This window comes from Desulfosoma sp., assembly GCF_052743555.1.
In genome coordinates, this window is the sequence record NZ_JBRAHS010000025.1 from 20,883 (window position 1) to 38,263 (window position 17,381).

Here is a 17,381-nt window from a genome sequence, read left to right on the forward strand (position 1 = left end):
ATGGACCGCAACCTGGCAGATAGATGAAAGGCATCCTCAAAACCCAAAAGACCCAACGGCACCCAAAACCGGCTTCCGCCCCCACTTTCGCTTTCCCCTGCAGAAAACCTACCGGATAAACATTCCCCTGGCAATCCACATTGCTCGTCATCGCATGTTCACGCGCTTGGTGACGCGCCTTGCGATTTTCCGGCGGTTTCACGTGAGCTTCCAAGGCTCCTAGACGGGCCGTTGGCGTCCGCGGAGCCCATGAAAAAAATATCGTCCTCAAGGCAGCTCCAGTGGGGGCGAACCCTCATTGCTTCTAAGCACCAAGCCGGCGAAAACCTCATCGGTCTATTACTGCAAGGTATAAATTTTGGAGCAAGGCCAAATGTCTTGGGAATCTTGGGAAAAGCAGTCTAAAATAGCCTTTTGGGGTATCCAGCATGGCTTCCTCGGGCCAAATTTCTCGGCCCGAAACGAGCCACACGGCATGCATTTCCGCCGCCTCGGAAAAATTCTTCAACACTTTTCCGCCGACGATAACCCCGCGAGCGGTGGCTTCACATATGGTGAGTTCGGCGGTGACCGGTTCCAGAACGGGCCCCGATTCTTGAAGACGCACAATCCTTACCGATAAAATTTTTCCCTGCGGAGCCGCCGCCATGGGCAAGAATGCTTCGACCCAAGGGGCGGTCAGGATTGTTTTCAGGGAAGGATCGGCCTGGATATCCAGTTGAAGCCATGCCCCAAAGGCTGTGCGAAAGGCTTCAGGGTCTTTGAAAAAAGGGCTCAAGGCCGCCGATACCGGTGTTTCGTAATGGTCCATGAGGTCTTGAAGGACGCGCTGTGCAAAAAAGGCCGCCACCTCCATTTCCAGCCGGCGAAACGCGGAAAGAAACGCTCCGCGGGGATCCTGCGCTGACGCCTTCTCAGCGGAAAAAGCCTGCGATGGGTTTTGGGCTCGGCGCCGCACCTCATCCAAAACGGAAGCGGACACACGCAGGACTCGGCAATCCCAATGTGAAGATAAGCAGGCAAAGGTGTTCCAGGGTTCGGCAAAAACCCCTGGAGCCACCTGCACATCCCAGGGACCGGCGAGGTCTGGAAAATCGTGCACCAGAGCCACGCGGAAGGCACCCGCGGGCTCTTGCAGGGCTTCAACAAGGATCACCAGCGGCGGATTGTAAAATCGGTTCTTGGGCCCCCAGCCGGAAAGACTGTGGGCGAGCCGCACCACATCGCCCAGTTCGGCCTGGCCTGAAGCTCCCGAGTCGCAGGTCGCGGGTCGCGGATCGCGGGTCCCGAGCCTAGACTCGTGACCCGCGCCTCGGGACTCGTGACCTATTAAAGCCTTGAGATCCTCCCGGTCGTCTTCGCACCACGGGCAGGAATTCAAGTGGGATCGTAAGTTCTCCGGGACAGGCTCGCCGCAAAGGACGTCCTCAGGCGGGCAGCCCCGGACCCTGAGAGCCTCCTGCCAGGCGAGTCGAAGCGTTATGACGTCGTCAGGGCAATGGGCCATACCAGCTTACCTTGTTGAAGACCAGCAGGGGATCACCACATCCTCTCGTCAATCACTACGGCCTTCCCAGGCGGATTTACAGATTTTCAAGACTTCTTCGAGAAACTCGTGAACCAGCTCCTGGTCTTCGTCAAAAAACGACAGACCCGGCCAGGTGAGACAAAAATCGTGCACTCTGCGGTTGAGTTGCTCCAAAAGGTATTTGGCCCCGGACGGTCCTCGATGACCCGAAAGTTCGGCGATATCGGCGAGCTTTTGCTCGATGGCGTGTCGGGCATAAAAAACCGCCCGCTCATGTTCCTCCCAGTCGGCCAAAAGTTTTTGGGCCAGTCTTGGCAGATCCCGGTGCACAAGAGTCCGTTCCTGATCAGCGTCCACCGCATGGTGCCAATCCCGAATCGGATCTTCCTCCTCATCAGCACTCAGTTCGCTAAAGAGCACTTCCCGTTCCGACGGCGGCACCGACACGTGCGTTAAAAGATATCGCGTCAGTTCGCGCACCGACACCCAGCACGGCTTTCCTAACCGCCGAACGACCTCTCGCCAAAAAAAGCACGCCACGTTGACCGCCTCATCCCGACGCAACGAATGAAAATCCCTACAGAATGAAAGCGGAGGTGCAGGCCAAACTTTGTAACTATCCGATGAGCCCCACGAGGCGCTATCTTTCAAAGCCTCCTGCTCATCTTTATGGGCGCACGCGTAATAGGAATGTCCGCCCATGAGGCGGTATTGCACGGCGTCACTGCTGTGAAGGTATTGGCGCAAACGCCGGTACAAGGCTCTGTAAGGGCTTGCGGACTGGGTTCTGGACAAGTCCAAAAGATGCAGGATGTAGCGTCTGGCCAAAAATTGCACGAGACGATTCTCTCCCTGAGCGTATAATGCGGCAAAGGCATGCCCTTGTTCCCAAACCTTTGCCTGTTGCTGCACGTATAGCCATAAAGTATTGACCATGGCCTGTATTGATGGCGCCCCCCGGCTGGAGGGGTGCTGAGCCGCGCTGCCGTTCGATTCCGGAAGGAGCCTTGAGGGAATGGATCGACGCTTGGCCTCTCTCAGGATCAAGCGAGCCGCTAGCTCCAGAACAGCGTGGCATTCTGCGCGTTGAAGCCAATCACTCCAGTTCATGGGCCCTGTACCGGTTCGAGACACCATTCAGGCACTTTGCCCAAAAACAAAAGCGACTTCCAAAAGGCAGGGTCCTGAGGAAGCATAAATCGAAAAGCTTCAATGAGGTAGCTGCGCCGATCCAAGACCTTTCCGGTAATCTCCAAGCAGCACCCTGGTCGAATGTACCGCACAGCCATGCGACCCTTGGTTGAACAAGGGCAAACCATAATGCCTTCACACTCTATAACATCCAATACATAGATCGGGTGCGTGCCTGAAGGATGCCGTCGCCTTTCGGGGAAAAACGCTGTCTGTTTTAGAACTTCCCGGTCCGAAGCCCCCCCGAACATCATGCCTTTTTCCCAGTAGGCCGGAGGCATCCTTCGCACTGCGCTTCCAAGCAAGTCCCAATTTATGGGCCTTTGAGCCGTGCCGGGATTCTTGAATCGCTTCCGACTCATCAGCTTTCCTCTGAGCCTTGTTTTCAATGGGCAAAGAATATCACAGGTTTAAGTGCTCTTTCTCTGCACCTCCAAAAGCACAAGAAGCACACGCACCTCCCGAGTGCGAACCCGCACCGGCACGTCGCTTCGTCGCACAGAAGCCGTTTCCTGCGGCAAGGCCACGATTTCAGAGGCTTCCAGCTCCAAACCCAAAAAATACTCCAGAGCCGCGTGCCCACAGTGGGATAAAATCACTTTCATGGCCACATCGTAGCTTCCCACGGTCCTCCCCTTCGCCCGGGCTTGACTTTGCTTCAGCCTAGCACACTCTTTCCTTCCCGTGAACAACAAGCCTTCGTTCCCAGGCCAAGGGATCGCTCGCTCGCTCGATTTCCTTCGAAAGAACCGCGTCCTCGTTGTGCGCGTCCATCAAAGGGGCGACCTTGCGTCAATCCGCTTGTCCCAAACCGGTGGTTGTTTATGCCGGAAGCTTGTCCGACAATGGTTTGCCCCTATCCTTTTACCTTGAGGCTGTCGGAGCGGCGCGTGCTCGCAGTTTGCGTCCTTCGAAGGAACCAGCCTGCGTCGGTCTGGCTGTCCCATACCGTTATTTGCTCAGAGAGCCTTTTTTGAAAAAAGTCCGCCTCAGGCCGTAAATGCTCACAGGTCCAGGTGGTCGGTTTGCCCTTGTGGCGCCCCCAAAAATTTCCTTTCTCACCCAAACAAGGAGGCGAATCATGAAAGTTCGCTGCCATTGTCGTGTTATGCGCCCTCTTAAGCGCAGGATGCGCCACCAAACAGCAGATCCAGCAAAACTACATACAGAACATGGCCGCCCGCGTGGATATGAGTTCCGTGAACGATCATGCGCAATTTCAAATCGACCTGGCCACCTGCTCCGATCTGGCCGCGCAATGGTACTTGCACGCACCAAATGAAACTGTGGCCAGCAGCCTCGCGGGAGCCATCTTGGGCGCCGGGTTGGGTTACGGGTTGGGTCGCGCATGGCGAACTCACAACAACTTAGGATGGGCCGCCACCGGAGCAGCCGCAGGGGCTGCGGGCGGGCTGCAGTCCGTGGAAAATCATGCGGACACCGTGTTTAAAAACTGTATGATCAATAGAGCTTATAAGCTCCTTTGGTGAGCCGCGCACCTGTCCATAAGGTACAAAAGATCGACAATAAGCGTTGTAGCCTCAGTGGGCCGGTCTCACGTGTCGCAAAGGAACTCGTTTTCGGCATGGATGGATTGTATCGGAAAGATGGTTTGCAACCTAAAGGCTCATTTCCTTGGGCGGCAGAGGACTCCGCCGCCCAAGGAAAAATCAAAACCCCCTTACGAAAAATGGCTCCGCATGTGAGCGGCCAAGGCTTCCGGCCGTAAGATCATGATCTCATTTTTGAGAAGCTTCTGAAAATAATAGTCGTCGGTACGATAGTGGGGCGTCACATTCTGGCGGTTCACAATGCGGAGGACACACGCAAAACTCCCGCCTTGTTCTCCCAGGGGTCCGCTGTAACAAGAAAAGTTAAATGTCGAAAAACCTAGGGCATGGTAGCCGCAAAGCACTTTGTGAAGCCCTTGGGCCAACTGCGCCGCATCCTCGTTCGTCCAATCCAGAAACGAGGGCACGCCGGGCAAAACCGCAAGGACCTCATTCACTCCCATGGGCGAAAAGGCAGCCATCCAGTGAATGCGGCCGATTCGAGCGATGTGGCGCTCCTGGCTCTGCTGTTCCGCTGATGTCAGGTCGTTCCAATAGCATCGGCCTGTGCGATTCCAATACGCACGGCACGCCTCAAGAAGGAGCCGATGATGAGTTCCGGGCTCCACGCTTCCCAGGATCTGCAGGTGGGGATGAATGACGCTGGCCCCTGCGGGAAAAAGGTAATTGGCGTTGATTGTGAAATAACGAACGTCGGGGGTCTTTTGGAAGCAGGCCCGCACAAAATCCAGGGCCGCACTCACGGCGTCCGCCAAAAGATCTTCTGGAAAGTCATTGAGATGCCGATGATGTTTTTCGCCCACCATGACCACAGCATGGTAGGCTGAGAGCGAAAAAAGGTTTGGAAAAAGGACAACTTCGTTTTGAACAATGCGCCCGCCAGGAATAAGATCTTCCGGATAGGCCGGCGTCATGGTTCGCCATTTGCCGTCGCATAAAAAGCACGCCTGCCGGGATGCAGCCACCCGCTCTTCCAGGTACGTCAAATCCGTGGCAGGAAAAAGGATAGACGTTTTGCCTTCCAGCGCTGCGTTGTAAATGCTTTGATGGCCCGTCAGCGGGTCCTGTCGCACTTCAATGACCTGCTCGTCCAGTGCCCCGTTCCGCAGTGGGCTATGAAATCGTGCGATCTCAGTCCAGGATTTCCACTCCAGCATCATTCCTCTCACCTATGTTGGCTTGCACGCTCAGTCGGCTCCATAGCTTTCGCACGCCGCATAACACCGCATGGGCCGTTCCTTTGCTTTCCCGAGCCTCGACCCCATTCCTTAAGAGCATTTGTGACAATGCTTTGGCTACGGCCTCTCAGCTTAAGGCCGTCAAAGCACCGCAACACCCGATAAAGACTCGGGGCTTAGCTATTCGGAGTGAAAGAGTTGTCGAACCCGCCCCTTGAAGGTGAACCTAGCGGATCAAATGCCTTTTTTCAAGCACTTGTTTATGCAGCTCCATGACGCGGGGCGCGCCCAGCGGTTGAGCGTCCATGAGAAGTCAAAAAAAACCGTTTCGGGCTTTGAACTTTTTTGTAAAAGCCCGATGCCGGTGCCGTTGAGCTTTACAGATCGGGTTGGGTGGGTGGGTTTTGCTTTTCAGGGACGGTGCTGCTATAAACAGGCTGCCCCAAGGCGTACAAGTGACTTACAGACGGGAGGATACCAACCATGGCCAAGGTATTTTTAAGCCCTTTGGGAACCAATGCCTACGTGGAATGTTACTACGAATTGGATGGAAAGCCCTCGGAACATCCCGTGGTCTTCGTCCAAGAGGCTCTCGTGGCCCACATCTGCCGCGACTGGACTCCGCAAGACCGCATTCTCATCGCCTGCACCGCAGAAGCCGAAAAGAAAAACTGGATCGACGGTGGCAATTTTCCTCAGGGTCTGGAATCCCGCATGCGTCAGCTCAATCTGAAGGCTCCTTGTCAAAAAATCACCATCCCTGAAGGGCGAAACGAAGAAGAAATCATGAACATTTTCATGATCCTCATGGAGGCACTTCAAGAAGGCGACCATCTCTATTTGGATATCACTCATTCCTTTCGGTCGCTGCCCCTGTTGCAGACCGTCATCGTCAATTACGCTAAGGTGCTGAAAAACATTGAAGTAGAGCGCATTCTATATGGTGCTTTTGAAACACTGGGGCCTGTTCAAGCCGTCAGAGACATGCCATTGGAAAAACGTGTGGCTCCTGTTTTTGATCTGACCCCCTATGACGCTCTGCTCGACTGGGCCCGCGCTGTGGACATTTTTCACAAGGCAGGACGCCCACAAGAAATCAGGCGGCTGGTCGGTCGAAACCTTGGACCCATTTTTGCACAAAGAAAGAACCCGGACGAAAGGGCCCTGGCTCAGGCCCTCTCTGGTTTAAGCAACCGGCTAAATGACCTGTGTCTAAACTTGGCCGCCGCTCGAGGGCAAAAGATAGCGGAGGCTAGAGGCTTGGATGCTGAAATCGATGCCGTGGAAAACCAACGGCTGATTCCTCCGCTGCGACCCCTGCTGGAAATCGTTCGCCGCAAACTGCAAGGGTTCAACGCTGCGGATCCGGAGACCAAAGGGTTTGAAGCGGCGAAGTGGTGTTTAGACCATGAATTAATCCCTCAGGCCTACGTGTTCCTTCGAGAAACCGTTTTGAGCGGTCTGTGCCGGGCCGCAGGCCATGATCCTTTGGATGAAAACATGCGGGAAAATTTCTGGGCCGCTTTGCTGCATGTGCTGGTTAAGGGAATACGCGAAACAGAATGGAGCGGCCTTTTGGCCCAGCGGCGTGAGGAGGCCCTTAACTTGATTGAAGCCGGAGGGAGTGAGCTGATGGGTCTGGCCCATGCTTTTGAGCCACTCCGCCATCGACGAAACGATCTTTTGCATGGGGGCTGGAAAAAAGACGCCTCCACGGCCCAGGCCTTAATCGATTTCCTTCGAAGAGAAGGTTTGCAAGAACTTCGGCGGGCATGGGAATCGTATCGGAACAAAGCGAACCAAGACCCAAATGCTTCTAACCAAGGGCAAGAGGACACGCCTCGGCGCGCCTTTTGGCTTTTGTCTCACAAGCCGACCCCGGAACAAGAAAAAGAGCTCTTCACGCAATGGCACGTCCATGCGGTGATGCGGTTGCCAGACCCCCTGCAATCACTGTGGTCTCAGGTGCCTCCAGAGGACCGGTCCGTGCGGTCGCACCTTAAGCCCATTTTGGAATGGCTTGAAAACGAATCTGCACCCGGAGACGTCCTCGTGGTTCAAGGCGAATTTGGGGCAACGTTCGGGGTCGCTTCATGGGCTTTAGGCCGAAGTATGGTGCCCGTTTACGCCACGTCGGAAAGGATCATGGAAGAGTCTGTGCAGCCCGACGGCTCCGTGCTGCAGAAGCGCATTTTTCGGCATGTGCGTTTTCGCCCCTATGAGTCCTAATCGAGGACGAAACAGCTGCCGGGCAAAGGCGGGGCTTGGATAGGTTGCGGCGTTCGACCATGAGGACGCAGTCCGTTCAAAATGAATCGCGCGCCGGATTTTTGGGTTGTGGGAAGGCGCTCCTCTTTCATTGCACAAGCCTCAGGGCCAAGCGGGACCAAAGCTCCAGGGGACGCCGCAGCGCCGGGGAAAGAGCAAGCCACCGAAAATGATGGAGTTCCGCTGCGGGGCGTACGGCTTCCGGATGGGCCACTTTCAAAAGAAACACCAGCCCCAGGTGAACATGGCCCACCTGGGTTTCTTCTTCGTTGATGATCCCCTGAAAGATCGGCTCAATGGGTTGCGGCAGCACAGCAAACTCCTCAGAAAGTTCCCGGTGCAGGCCTCGAGCCAGCGCGGAAGCCAGGTCGTCCGAAGCATCGGCCGCATCTTCAAGGGTGATGTGCCCGCCAATGCCCACCGATTCCAGGCCATGAAGCCTCGTTTCCGAGCCTTTTCGGCGGTAACAGCCCACTTTCAAGCCCCGAGAATCCAGGGCCACCAGATAGGGAATGAGTTGCTTAAAGCGCGGGTCCTGTTCCGCGTCGCGACGCGGCCTATAGCCGCAGCCGGCGGCGGAAAGCACCTCAAGACACTGCGCGTAGGTCAAAGGAAGGGCGGTGCGCCGTCCCAACCAGGCGGCCGGCAGCCCCTGCCGGGCCACACAGAGCACCTGTTCTTCCGCACTCACGAGTCAAACCCTCGTTCAAGCACTTGAAGAATCATGTTTTCCGCCTTTCGAAGAAGGTTGTGGCGCCGTGGAGCCTCGGTAAAAGCCGCCTTGAACCCGTTTCGAATGAGCAGCAGCACATCCCATAGGCTCAGGCCGTTGGGCGTGAGGCGTCCCGCGCGATGGTATTCCTTGGAAAAATCAGTTCGTGAAATGCCCGGGTTGTCGGTGTTGACGGTGACTCGAAGTCCTTTTTGCAGATAATCGAATAGGGGGTAGACCGAAAGGGAGGCCGAGCCGGGCACGTGCGCGTCCCGAAAACCGAGGATTTGGTAGTTGCTGGAAGGGCACATCTCCACGGCGATGCGCCGGTCGCGAAACCGCTCCAGAAGATCGGGATTTTGCTGGAGGGTGAGGCCATGGCCGATGCGTTCCGCGTTGAGATGATAAACCGCCTGCCAGATGCTGGAAGCGTCGGCGATTTCACCCGCATGAATGGTGGCGTGCAGGCACCGTTCCATGAGCGGCAGGAAAGTTTCGCGCACTTTCACCGCTTCCAGCGCCTTTTCATCACCGGCTAAGTCAAAGCCCACCAGCATGTGCGAGGCACGGCCGTTTTCTTTTATGAGCTCTTCAGCGAGGGCCACGCTGTCACGAAGCTCTTCCAATTTTTTGTGGCGGCTGCCAATGAGCAGCAATATGGTGGATTCCGGCCCGTGCATGGCCAGTTCGTCCGCAATGATTTCCACAACACGCCGGGGGTTGAGGGACCCTCGAGTGTAGTTGTGCGGCGAACAGCGCACTTCCAGATGAAGCACATGATGATCACGAGCCTTAAGGCCCAAGATACGGCAAGCGGCGCGAAGGGTTTCCTCGCACTGAAGCAGCGCGGATCCCTGAAGATCCCCCAGGCGCTCGTAAGCGTTAAAGCCGATTCCCACGAAGTTTTCTTCCTTCAGGTATGGGCCGTAGATCATTTCTTCCAGAACATGCGGGCACGATTGAAAAAGCAGAATGAAAGCAGCCACGGGTATTGGTTCAGGCACGCCAGCCAAGGGACGGCGCAGAGCTTTCCAGTCCATTGCATGGCCCCATAAGGCCACATCCTCGGTTTCCAGGCGCGACTTCCATTGATCGAGCCACGGCTGCAGAATAGCTTGGTATTTTTTTATTTTTTCCTCCAGCGCCCGGGCGACGTCGAGGATTTCCTCAACCGTCAAAGCACCACCCAGGTGGCAGTGCAGTTCGGCCTTGGGAAGTCGGCGAAGAAGTTCTAACTCAGATCTTACCCTGTGATGGCCGAGGGCCACGCCCAGCTTGGTTTCTTTGAGTCTTTGGATTTCGCGGGGTGGCAGGCTGTAGAGGGCCAGGAAGTTGGCCGAGGTTTCCTGCTGAATGATTCGGCTGGCATGGTTGGCGGCCAGGTTTGAGGCGGTCTTGAACCAGTCTTCCAAGGTATCCAGCAGCGGTGTTTGGTCCACACATAGCCTGTAAATGATCCAGGAGGCATCGGCCATCGCTTCGCTTTGCAGTGCTTTATGGACGCACATCTCCAAAGGCCTTGGCAGACTTTCCGGGTAGTCCATAAGTGGGCTGCGAGCGTGACGGCCCACCACCACTGGTGTGACGGCATCGGCAAGATACGAGGCCAGAGGTCGGCAAAAGTCTTGAACGTCCAGCTGCTTGAATTTGACTAACTTGTCGTCCCGGCCAACGATATGAATTAGGGCGCGGCACCCGAAAAAGGCGGCGGCCTGCATATCGCTGCTCATGGTCTTTCGACCCCCTGTAAGCGACAGGACCAACATCCCTTCCGGCTTGGCTTCCATGAAGCCCCGAAAAACCACTTGGTGAATGGCTTCGCGCATTCGTCGGCATTCGGCAAGGGAAGAGAGGTCCTCAATGCCGCTCACTCGAACCACCCGAAATCGAATCGCGTCCGCCCTCACGGCGTCACGCCAGACTCTCAGCTGATGAAGGGCCGTGTCGATGTCCGGCCCGTCGGTGGTGATGATCCAAACACGCTCGACGGGCTCGATGCCGTATGCGGCTCGAAGATCATCTAATGCCTGACGATGGGGATGATGACGGTAAAAATCCACCAGGTCCGGGTTGGTCCAGCCCAGGATTTCCGGAACGATCTCCCAGTTTCTTCCCAGTGTGGTGATAAGCACGCGGGCCATTGCGTCTTTCCTGGTTTGAGGACATCCTTAACGGCGCCGAGTGAGGGGCTCGGAATCCGCCTGTAAAAAAGCGCAGAACTGGGTTGCACCGAACTGCCATGGGAAGGGGCTGTCCAACGCGCGGTGCGCATGCCGTATGGAGCCAGTCGCATACCTCCAGCTTCAGGCTTCGGGTTCAACGGTACGTGAAAGGAAACCATCTCGCGGGATCCTCCAGCACATCCAGCAAAACACCTTGCCATGAGGGTTTGGAAAGGAGATCGGCAAAGTGTTCTTTGCAAAGGCAGCCTTTTTCAAGTTCCTTCAAGACACTTTCCACCACCGGCTCCAAGAAATCTGCAGATGCCAGCCCTTCTCCATACAAGGAGGCCGCATGCAGCAGGGCCATGGGACGGGCGGTCAAGCCAAGGCGCCAGCACAGCTGGATTCCTTGCTCCCAAGCACGCTTTTTCATCTCTTTTGACTCAATCCATCGGCCCACGTTCCACAGCCACAGTTGCCATGGATGGTCGTCCAACGACCGCCCGAGCTGTCTGCAGCACCACGACGCGTACCCGGAGAGCACACAGCCCGTTTCCGCAAGAAATCGAGCCAGGGCCGCATGTTCGTAGCGCTTCAGGGAACACGGGTCTATGCTGTCCAAGGGAGCGCCAAGATAGGCTTCAAGAGCTTCTCGGGCCTTTTCAGGCGCTTGAGCGTCCAGATGGGCGTAGATGAGGTAATGATATTGGCGAAGATATTCTTGGGAGAGGTCAGGTACTTGACCTGCGCCAAAAGCATCCCACGCCTGTCGCACGGATTGGATGCAGGAATCCAAATACTTGGGACCGCAAAAACCGTAATTTTGCGCGATGGTGCCGTAAAGTTTTCCCAAGCTTGGCATCGCGGGTTTGAGGCCGTTGACGACGGCCTGAGTTTCTCGAGTCTTCTCCAGATAATCTCGAAATTCTGTAAGCCACCGCGGCAGCTCCGGATTGAATCGATACCGGCTGTGATATTCAGTGATGAAGCGCCGATTTAGACCGTCAGCGATGCGGTAAATCCCTTCAGGGTACGCCGCTAGACGCTCCCAGGAAAAATTTCGATAACACTCAGTCCATGCAAGAGCCTCATCCACCCTCCCCCGCTGCACCGCCAAGGTCCAACGCAAAAACGCCAACCGGCAGGACAAGAGAGGGGACACATCGGCTAGGTTCCGGACCACCGTGACGGTGATGGGGTTCAACAAGGTTTGCATCCAATCCACGTCCGTCGCGGCATCGGCAAGAAGGCGCTCCATGGATTCGCAAAACCTTTCCAAACGCTTCGTGTCCTGCAAAATCTTGGTGACCGTTTGCGCGTAAGCGTCAAAGAAACCGCTCCATCGGCGGATTCGAGGGTCCAAGAGATAAAGCCCCGCGGACATCTCTTCTGGTGAGCGCAGCCGATCCAAGTGCTTCGACCAGACTACGGAGGTTTCCAAAGCTGATATTTCCCAGAAATATTCAGCAGCCTGCAAGTCTGCCACTTCAATCAAGTGCAAAGACCCCATCGACTTGATGCCTTCTGCGCAACCATACGGACAGAGAAGGACGTTAAAGCCGGCCCTGGCGGCAGCCCTCGCCTTTTGCCGGACGCTGCCAACGGAAACAATTTTCCCCTGGTCATCCACATCTCCGGTGGCCAAAATGGAGTAGGGTTTTCGATCGCCCTGAGGACCTCGATGCGCCTGCCAGGCCCCCAGATACGCTGAAAGCGCCCATGACGGCCCCTGAATAAAAGGTCTTGTCGATCTTGGTGATATGAGTGGAAAAAAGGCCATGCCTCGGCCGGTCTTTTGCCAAATGAGCTTATGGGCACGTTGAAGAGCCTGCCAGGCGGAGGCATCCAGGCCGTTCAACAGCCATGTAGGCAGGTGGAAAGTCGTGCCGCCCGCGATGGATCCCACAAGAGCCCAGACAATTTTAGCTCCAGTGCCTTGAGCCGTGGGCAGGGCCACCAGAGCCCAGCGGGCTTGGTCCTGCTGCAGCCAATGATGAGATAAACCCAGGTCGCAGCGCCTCACGAACCGTTCAAGGATGCCGACAAAGCTCTGGGCTTCAGGTTCATCGCTTCGTCCCAAGGCCGCCGCCAGACAGCCCATAAGCAGTCTCTGCCACAACGATGGGCTTATTTCTGTCTCAAGGGCCTTCAAAAAGCTTTCGGCTTCGGAAAGGTCTTGTGGCCACTGAAATGCCCATGGGTTTTCCCACTGGGGTGCCCGTTCTTCCAGGCGTCCCCACTGATGCCAAACCTTCATCTCCTCCAAGGACCAACTGGCTGAAAACTGCATCGGTCCACCACAAGTTGAGGCGAGAGGAGCGCCGCAAGGCACGATAAAAAACCGCTGCGACCGCCCCTGCTCCGTCTCCCGCTATTTCTTTAACGCTTCCAGAGCCTCGCGACGCTTCTTTTCCTGCTTCTGTCTTTTTTCCTTTTTTTCTCCAGGATCCGCCCATCCCACCCTTTCGTACATCTTTTCCATTTCCGCCGCCACTCTTTGCCGAAGATTTGAATCCTTTATCTGAGAGGCCTGTTTCAGGGCTGCATTCATCGCCCGATTGAGATCCGGCCGAATGTTTTTCCTTAACACTTCGCTGGACCTGACATAGGCTTCAACCTTTTCCTGCAGCGGCCTCAGGATTTTTTCATCTTCAGGCAGAGCATTCCAGGCGGCGAGGCGTTGAGCCTGTTCCATTTCTTCAGCCTCTTGTTTGCGCCGGCGCTCCTCTTCCAGCTTCTGAATCTCCACCTCCTTAAGCACTTCTCTTTGACTGGGCGGCGCTTCCTCCGATCTTCCTGAAAGCTTGTCCTGAGCCGGCTGCTGGGCAAGCGTAAAGACGCCGTAGCCCACAGAGGTTTTGGCTCCCAAACCAAGCCATGCGGCAATATGGCCCAAGGAGGCATCCAGCAACGCCTGCCAGCGGTCTTTCACGAGAGGCCACAGAGCGTCCTTTTGGGCGAGGGGTAGGGCTTTTAGATCAAACGTGGTCCCCGGTGGCAAGACGAGAAAGAAAATCGGCACAGGCTGTTCAGCGTCATGTGGAGACTCCTGTCCTGTTCCCTGATAATAGCTCTTGTGGTGGGGATTGGTGATGTCCACCGCCATTTGGCAGTCAGGGTGCGGTACAGCGTCAAAAAACGTCAGCAGACCTTGAAAATGGACGGCGCGGCGGATCTGTTGGTATTGCCGCAAAGCCCTCAAAAAGGCCGGCTGATCCAGGGGTCCGTTTTCCGGTCCAAATTCTTTTTCTAGCACTTTTTGAAGCCTTGGGTTCATCCAAATTTTCATTAATTGCTCCAGTACGCGGTCCGGGGAATTTTCCACCTCGTGCACAAAGGCATCATATCCCCGCACCCACTCGCTGTCTGAGGCTGCCCCTAGGTAGGCGCTGTTTGCGTCAAAGCCGAACAGGGCCCAGACAAGGGGCAAGGTCCATCCGTGCGTATCATCACATAGCAAGGCGAGTTCTTCCGCGGCGCGTCGAAACACCCCCTTGAGGCCGGATCCCGCTAGATAGGGCACACCATAGGGAGACAGGAAAGCGAAGCCATTTTCCACCGGGTGGGGGTTTCCAGATCCTGTAAAAAGCGGTGCCGCCAATGTCACCCTCCGCTTCCAACAAGTTTCGTCGAAGAGTCGAGCGTGCCGCATCTTAAGGGCATTGAGGATCGCATTAGCCTGTTTTCCCGTCTTGACAATATCCTCCAGGGCATCTCGTTTGCTGGTTGTCAGGGGTTCCCATTCGTTTCCGTCCGCACGCTCAAAGGCCCGAAAATAGAGAAGGAAACGGTGACCCGGAGGGACCTGGTCCGCAACATTTTTAAGGCGCCACCCCTCAGCTTTTCTCCCTTTCCTAAGGGCCTCCTGCAAATAGGCCGGAACCGCCAGGGGCAGTGTATCATGGTGTTGTTGTGTCGAACGTTGCATAGAAATCCCCCATGCGGATCGGCGAAATGCCGATCCTTCATGTGTGCTCAGAACGGAACGGCTCATCTTGTTAAACTACGGCATTGGCTAAATAGCGAATCCACTTAAGGATGGCCAGAGTCTCTTCCGTCGCCCGTTGATACAGCAGGCTGTCGCAACGGCACAGGGCTCTCATGGAACTTTTGAAATCAGCGGTCTCTTCTGGTTTAAGCACCTGAGCTTCCTTATGACCCAGCCAATTCAAAATGTGGTCAACTAATTTCGCATATTCATTGCTCCTATTTTTGTCCGCTTTACCTTGCAAAAAGGCTAAGGTTTGCATCAGCCCGTTGCTCATGACCAGCGCGGGAAGTCCTTTGGCCAGATTCTTATACTTTTCATCCGCATCTTGAACATGGCTCCACGCCCATTCAGCCCGTATTTGATCCAGCGTCTTCATGCCCATCCTCCATCAAAAAACGCACCATCAAGTGGCCTCGACCCGTTGTGGCATCGCCACCGATTTGAATACACTTGCCGTCAAACCCTTCTTGGACCTTGGCCATAATATCTTTAGCACTCATGCGACTTTCATTTTTCTGCCCTTTGGTCAACCGCTCTTCAGACGCCATGACGAGGCTTACCATCACGGTTTCCGGGGGCAGGTTTTCCGTAAAGAACAGACCGCCGTCATCCGCCGTCCCCGATTCATCGTCGATGCGCACATGGGGTTCCACCACCGTGGCGTTTTTGGCGAAAAAAGTCAGTTGGTTATCCGACAAAAGGACCAAATCCTTGGCCAGTTTGTCGCGAAAGAAAGAAAAGGGTGTTTCGTCTGGCAAAATCTTTTTGGACAGCCACTGAGCCAATTTTTCGAATTTTTTCGAGGAATCCTTAGAGGGGCTAAAGGCGTAGGATTCGAGGATCAGACGCTCCCCCTTTGCGCCGGTGGCCAAAAGCTGCGGGTTGAGCACCACTGCTTCGTCATCTTGCAATGCCGTCGGCACCTCAAAGGGGATGGGTTGGCCCGCCACGGCCGCCAAACGCTTCAATCGCTGCAGAGCTAAAGGTGACGTGGCGTACACATAAACTCCTTTGAGGCTACGAACCGGAAAGGCTAACAATTGCGCATCGGCAAAACTGACAGCCCCCGCGTGCAGGGAGGCGTCCTGTTCCGGACCGAAAATGCGATCCAAAAGGCCGTTTTCTTCGGCCCACAGGTTCCTTGCCGCGTGCCGAAAAGCACCCTTAATGCCCGATCCTGCAAAAAGGGGGTGCTCTGTGTGGCGTTCCCGCTGGATCGGATTGTCAATAACCCCCAGAGCTTGCCCGGCTCCCATATGAACTGGGCTGATGGCATATAAGAACATGAGTTTCTTTGAAATAAACATGACTTCACTCCTTTTCAGTCAATTCCATACCCCAAACCAGACCTGGTTCCAGCCCTCGCGCTTTCGGCGGACATCAACGCGGCCGTCCGGCATCAAAGGCCACAAACCTTTTTCATAAAGCTGCTGCAAAACATCTGAGTTCCCCTCCTCAACCTGAAACCAATAGCAGGATCCCACGGGAATGACCTTTTGCGCCGGCTTGGGTCTCTGGTGCGCCAGATCCCATCCGGAAACGGTTTCATAGCGCGACACCGCCGCCGCCTTGAGCGTGGCGGAGAAATCGTGCAGCCGTAGTCGAAATTGCCCGTCTTTCTCATCCTTCTCAACGCCTGGAGGAAGCCAGCCTGAGGGGAAGAGGCCCGGCGTGGCCAGGATCATTCGAAACGCCTTCCAATGGGCTTCAGGACGCCCGATATCTTTGAGGGCCATGACGATGTGCTCGTCGGCACTGCGAACCTCTGCAGCCCGTCCGTCACCCCCCAGGCGCAGGAGCCCCTCCCGCGGAATGTTTTCACCGGAAAAGACAGCGATGAGATGCACGTCCGCTTTCAGACTCACGGCATCGGTCGTGTATATGGCACCCGTTTTCACTGTGCGGGTCTCAGCGTCCAAAGCGATGCCGAGCCGAGGGTTCAGGCTCCAGAACTGTGCCGAGCTGGTCACCTGAGAAGGTTCCGGCGGTTGGCCTTTGAGATGGCTTCGCCAACCTTCCACGTCGAGCCACACCGACTCAGCAGCCTTTCGGCGTTCCTTCACATCCAACACTGGCAATTGTTCCAAAGGGTAACTGCACAGTAAGCCTTCCGGAACCTTTCGCGGCGATATGCACTGCAGCGACGCCTCGCTTGTCGAACCTTTCAGGAGAACCACATCGGCAGGTGCTGGAAACCAGAGTCTCTGGTCTCGACCACTCCACACCCACAGGCTCCGTAAGCTAAAATTGTCTCCCAAGGCTTGTGGAATCAATTCTTCGGCTTCTTGAGGCTTCGCCGTCACGCGGCCGATCCAATTCCGGTCTGCCAAGGCTCTTGAGATCAGCGCTCCGGAAATCACCGACGGCCACGGGGGCATGAGCGCTCCTCCATGAACGCCGCCGCCAAACAAACGGTTGCCTCGCAACATCAAAACATCCAACGGGGTGAGGCTTAAGACCGTCATAGCACCTCCTTCCCTTTTACGGCTCGTTCACCCACGCGACCCTCACGGGCCAAGAACTCAGCCGTCAGCAACATGTCTCTAAGCCATCGATTGGGCTGGGGCCACGTTGAGGTTCCGTGGAACGAGGGCGGATTTCGGCGCGTGGCCCTTGTGGCGAGTTGGTGCGCCAAGTCCACTGAACCCGGATCGTCCCCTTTGGCTTTTCGCCGAAACTGACACGCCATTACGGCCGCCAGAGCTGCTTCCTCCGCCGGTACACATCGAAAGACCTCGCTCAGCTCATAGGCCACGCGCCGCGACACATCGTGGGCCAAC

Annotated in this window: 15 protein-coding genes; 2 read left to right on the forward strand and 13 right to left on the reverse strand. The window is 55.8% G+C overall.

The window, feature by feature from the left end; genetic code table 11:
- Positions 1–328 precede the first annotated feature (328 nt).
- From ACUVSA_RS13570 to ACUVSA_RS13585, 4 genes are read right to left on the reverse strand one after another with little or no spacing between them, the layout of a single operon-like run.
- Positions 329–1,507, reverse strand: coding sequence for a hypothetical protein (locus tag ACUVSA_RS13570; RefSeq protein ID WP_445895220.1), 1,179 nt, complete (start codon positions 1,505–1,507; stop codon positions 329–331).
- 48 nt (positions 1,508–1,555) lie between these two features.
- A complete protein-coding gene (locus ACUVSA_RS13575; protein WP_445895221.1) occupies positions 1,556–2,638 on the reverse strand; it encodes a hypothetical protein in 1,083 nt (360 codons plus the stop codon).
- The gene (locus tag ACUVSA_RS13580; protein WP_445895222.1) at positions 2,635–3,081 is read right to left on the reverse strand and encodes a hypothetical protein; all 447 of its coding nucleotides are present in this window, start codon (positions 3,079–3,081) and stop codon (positions 2,635–2,637) included. Before ACUVSA_RS13580 ends, ACUVSA_RS13575 begins: the two co-directional genes overlap by 4 nt.
- A gap of 48 nt (positions 3,082–3,129) precedes the next feature.
- On the reverse strand, positions 3,130–3,345 hold the full coding sequence (locus ACUVSA_RS13585) for a hypothetical protein (protein ID WP_445892943.1): 216 nt from the start codon (positions 3,343–3,345) through the stop codon (positions 3,130–3,132).
- Positions 3,346–3,822: 477 nt separating this feature from the next.
- On the opposite strand from ACUVSA_RS13585, the gene ACUVSA_RS13590 reads away from it, so the two are divergent.
- Positions 3,823–4,209 carry a hypothetical protein gene (locus tag ACUVSA_RS13590; protein WP_445895223.1) on the forward strand — a complete coding sequence of 129 codons (387 nt, stop codon included), beginning with the start codon at positions 3,823–3,825 and terminating at the stop codon, positions 4,207–4,209.
- A gap of 191 nt (positions 4,210–4,400) precedes the next feature.
- Here ACUVSA_RS13590 and ACUVSA_RS13595 read toward each other — a convergent pair whose 3' ends face one another.
- Positions 4,401–5,450, reverse strand: a complete 1,050-nt coding sequence (locus ACUVSA_RS13595) for a hypothetical protein (protein ID WP_445895224.1) — start codon at positions 5,448–5,450, stop codon at positions 4,401–4,403.
- Positions 5,451–5,951: 501 nt separating this feature from the next.
- On the opposite strand from ACUVSA_RS13595, the gene csx20 reads away from it, so the two are divergent.
- Positions 5,952–7,697 (forward strand): CRISPR-associated protein Csx20, encoded by a 1,746-nt coding sequence (gene csx20, locus ACUVSA_RS13600; RefSeq protein ID WP_445895225.1) that lies wholly within the window; start codon positions 5,952–5,954, stop codon positions 7,695–7,697.
- Between the two features lie 127 nt (positions 7,698–7,824).
- Here the strand turns inward: csx20 and ACUVSA_RS13605 are convergent, their stop codons facing one another.
- From ACUVSA_RS13605 to ACUVSA_RS13640, 8 genes are all read right to left on the reverse strand, one after another.
- Positions 7,825–8,427, reverse strand: coding sequence for a phosphoesterase (locus tag ACUVSA_RS13605; RefSeq protein WP_445895226.1), 603 nt, complete (start codon positions 8,425–8,427; stop codon positions 7,825–7,827).
- A complete protein-coding gene (locus ACUVSA_RS13610; RefSeq protein ID WP_445895227.1) occupies positions 8,424–10,589 on the reverse strand; it encodes a CRISPR-associated ring nuclease in 2,166 nt (721 codons plus the stop codon). The genes ACUVSA_RS13605 and ACUVSA_RS13610 overlap by 4 nt, the downstream gene beginning before the upstream one ends.
- 175 nt (positions 10,590–10,764) lie before the next feature.
- Positions 10,765–12,867 (reverse strand): hypothetical protein, encoded by a 2,103-nt coding sequence (locus ACUVSA_RS13615; RefSeq protein WP_445895228.1) that lies wholly within the window; start codon positions 12,865–12,867, stop codon positions 10,765–10,767.
- Between the two features lie 114 nt (positions 12,868–12,981).
- The gene (gene cmr6 / locus ACUVSA_RS13620; protein ID WP_445895229.1) at positions 12,982–14,604 is read right to left on the reverse strand and encodes a type III-B CRISPR module RAMP protein Cmr6; all 1,623 of its coding nucleotides are present in this window, start codon (positions 14,602–14,604) and stop codon (positions 12,982–12,984) included.
- A gap of 4 nt (positions 14,605–14,608) precedes the next feature.
- Positions 14,609–14,977, reverse strand: coding sequence for a type III-B CRISPR module-associated protein Cmr5 (cmr5, locus tag ACUVSA_RS13625; protein ID WP_445893040.1), 369 nt, complete (start codon positions 14,975–14,977; stop codon positions 14,609–14,611).
- Positions 14,949–15,908: a type III-B CRISPR module RAMP protein Cmr4 gene (gene cmr4 / locus ACUVSA_RS13630; RefSeq protein ID WP_445895230.1), complete on the reverse strand. Its 960-nt coding sequence runs from the start codon at positions 15,906–15,908 to the stop codon at positions 14,949–14,951. Before cmr4 ends, cmr5 begins: the two co-directional genes overlap by 29 nt.
- Before the next feature lie 18 nt (positions 15,909–15,926).
- Positions 15,927–17,066, reverse strand: a complete 1,140-nt coding sequence (locus ACUVSA_RS13635; RefSeq protein ID WP_445893042.1) for a type III-B CRISPR module-associated Cmr3 family protein — start codon at positions 17,064–17,066, stop codon at positions 15,927–15,929.
- Positions 17,063–17,381 (reverse strand): hypothetical protein (locus ACUVSA_RS13640; RefSeq protein ID WP_445895231.1); only part of this gene is annotated, 319 nt, incomplete at its 5' end. The genes ACUVSA_RS13635 and ACUVSA_RS13640, both read right to left, overlap by 4 nt.

What these genes read in the sequence shown, in the direction of transcription:
- ACUVSA_RS13570 (WP_445895220.1), bottom strand. Translation starts at nt 1,507, where the DNA reads ATGGCCCATTGCCCTGACGACGTCATAACGCTTCGACTCGCCTGGCAG.
- ACUVSA_RS13575 (WP_445895221.1), bottom strand. Translation starts at nt 2,638, where the DNA reads ATGAACTGGAGTGATTGGCTTCAACGCGCAGAATGCCACGCTGTTCTG.
- ACUVSA_RS13580 (WP_445895222.1), bottom strand. Translation starts at nt 3,081, where the DNA reads ATGAGTCGGAAGCGATTCAAGAATCCCGGCACGGCTCAAAGGCCCATA.
- ACUVSA_RS13595 (WP_445895224.1), bottom strand. Translation starts at nt 5,450, where the DNA reads ATGATGCTGGAGTGGAAATCCTGGACTGAGATCGCACGATTTCATAGC.
- csx20 (WP_445895225.1), top strand. Translation starts at nt 5,952, where the DNA reads ATGGCCAAGGTATTTTTAAGCCCTTTGGGAACCAATGCCTACGTGGAA.
- ACUVSA_RS13610 (WP_445895227.1), bottom strand. Translation starts at nt 10,589, where the DNA reads ATGGCCCGCGTGCTTATCACCACACTGGGAAGAAACTGGGAGATCGTT.
- ACUVSA_RS13615 (WP_445895228.1), bottom strand. Translation starts at nt 12,867, where the DNA reads ATGAAGGTTTGGCATCAGTGGGGACGCCTGGAAGAACGGGCACCCCAG.
- cmr6 (WP_445895229.1), bottom strand. Translation starts at nt 14,604, where the DNA reads ATGAGCCGTTCCGTTCTGAGCACACATGAAGGATCGGCATTTCGCCGA.
- cmr5 (WP_445893040.1), bottom strand. Translation starts at nt 14,977, where the DNA reads ATGAAGACGCTGGATCAAATACGGGCTGAATGGGCGTGGAGCCATGTT.
- cmr4 (WP_445895230.1), bottom strand. Translation starts at nt 15,908, where the DNA reads ATGTTTATTTCAAAGAAACTCATGTTCTTATATGCCATCAGCCCAGTT.
- ACUVSA_RS13635 (WP_445893042.1), bottom strand. Translation starts at nt 17,066, where the DNA reads ATGACGGTCTTAAGCCTCACCCCGTTGGATGTTTTGATGTTGCGAGGC.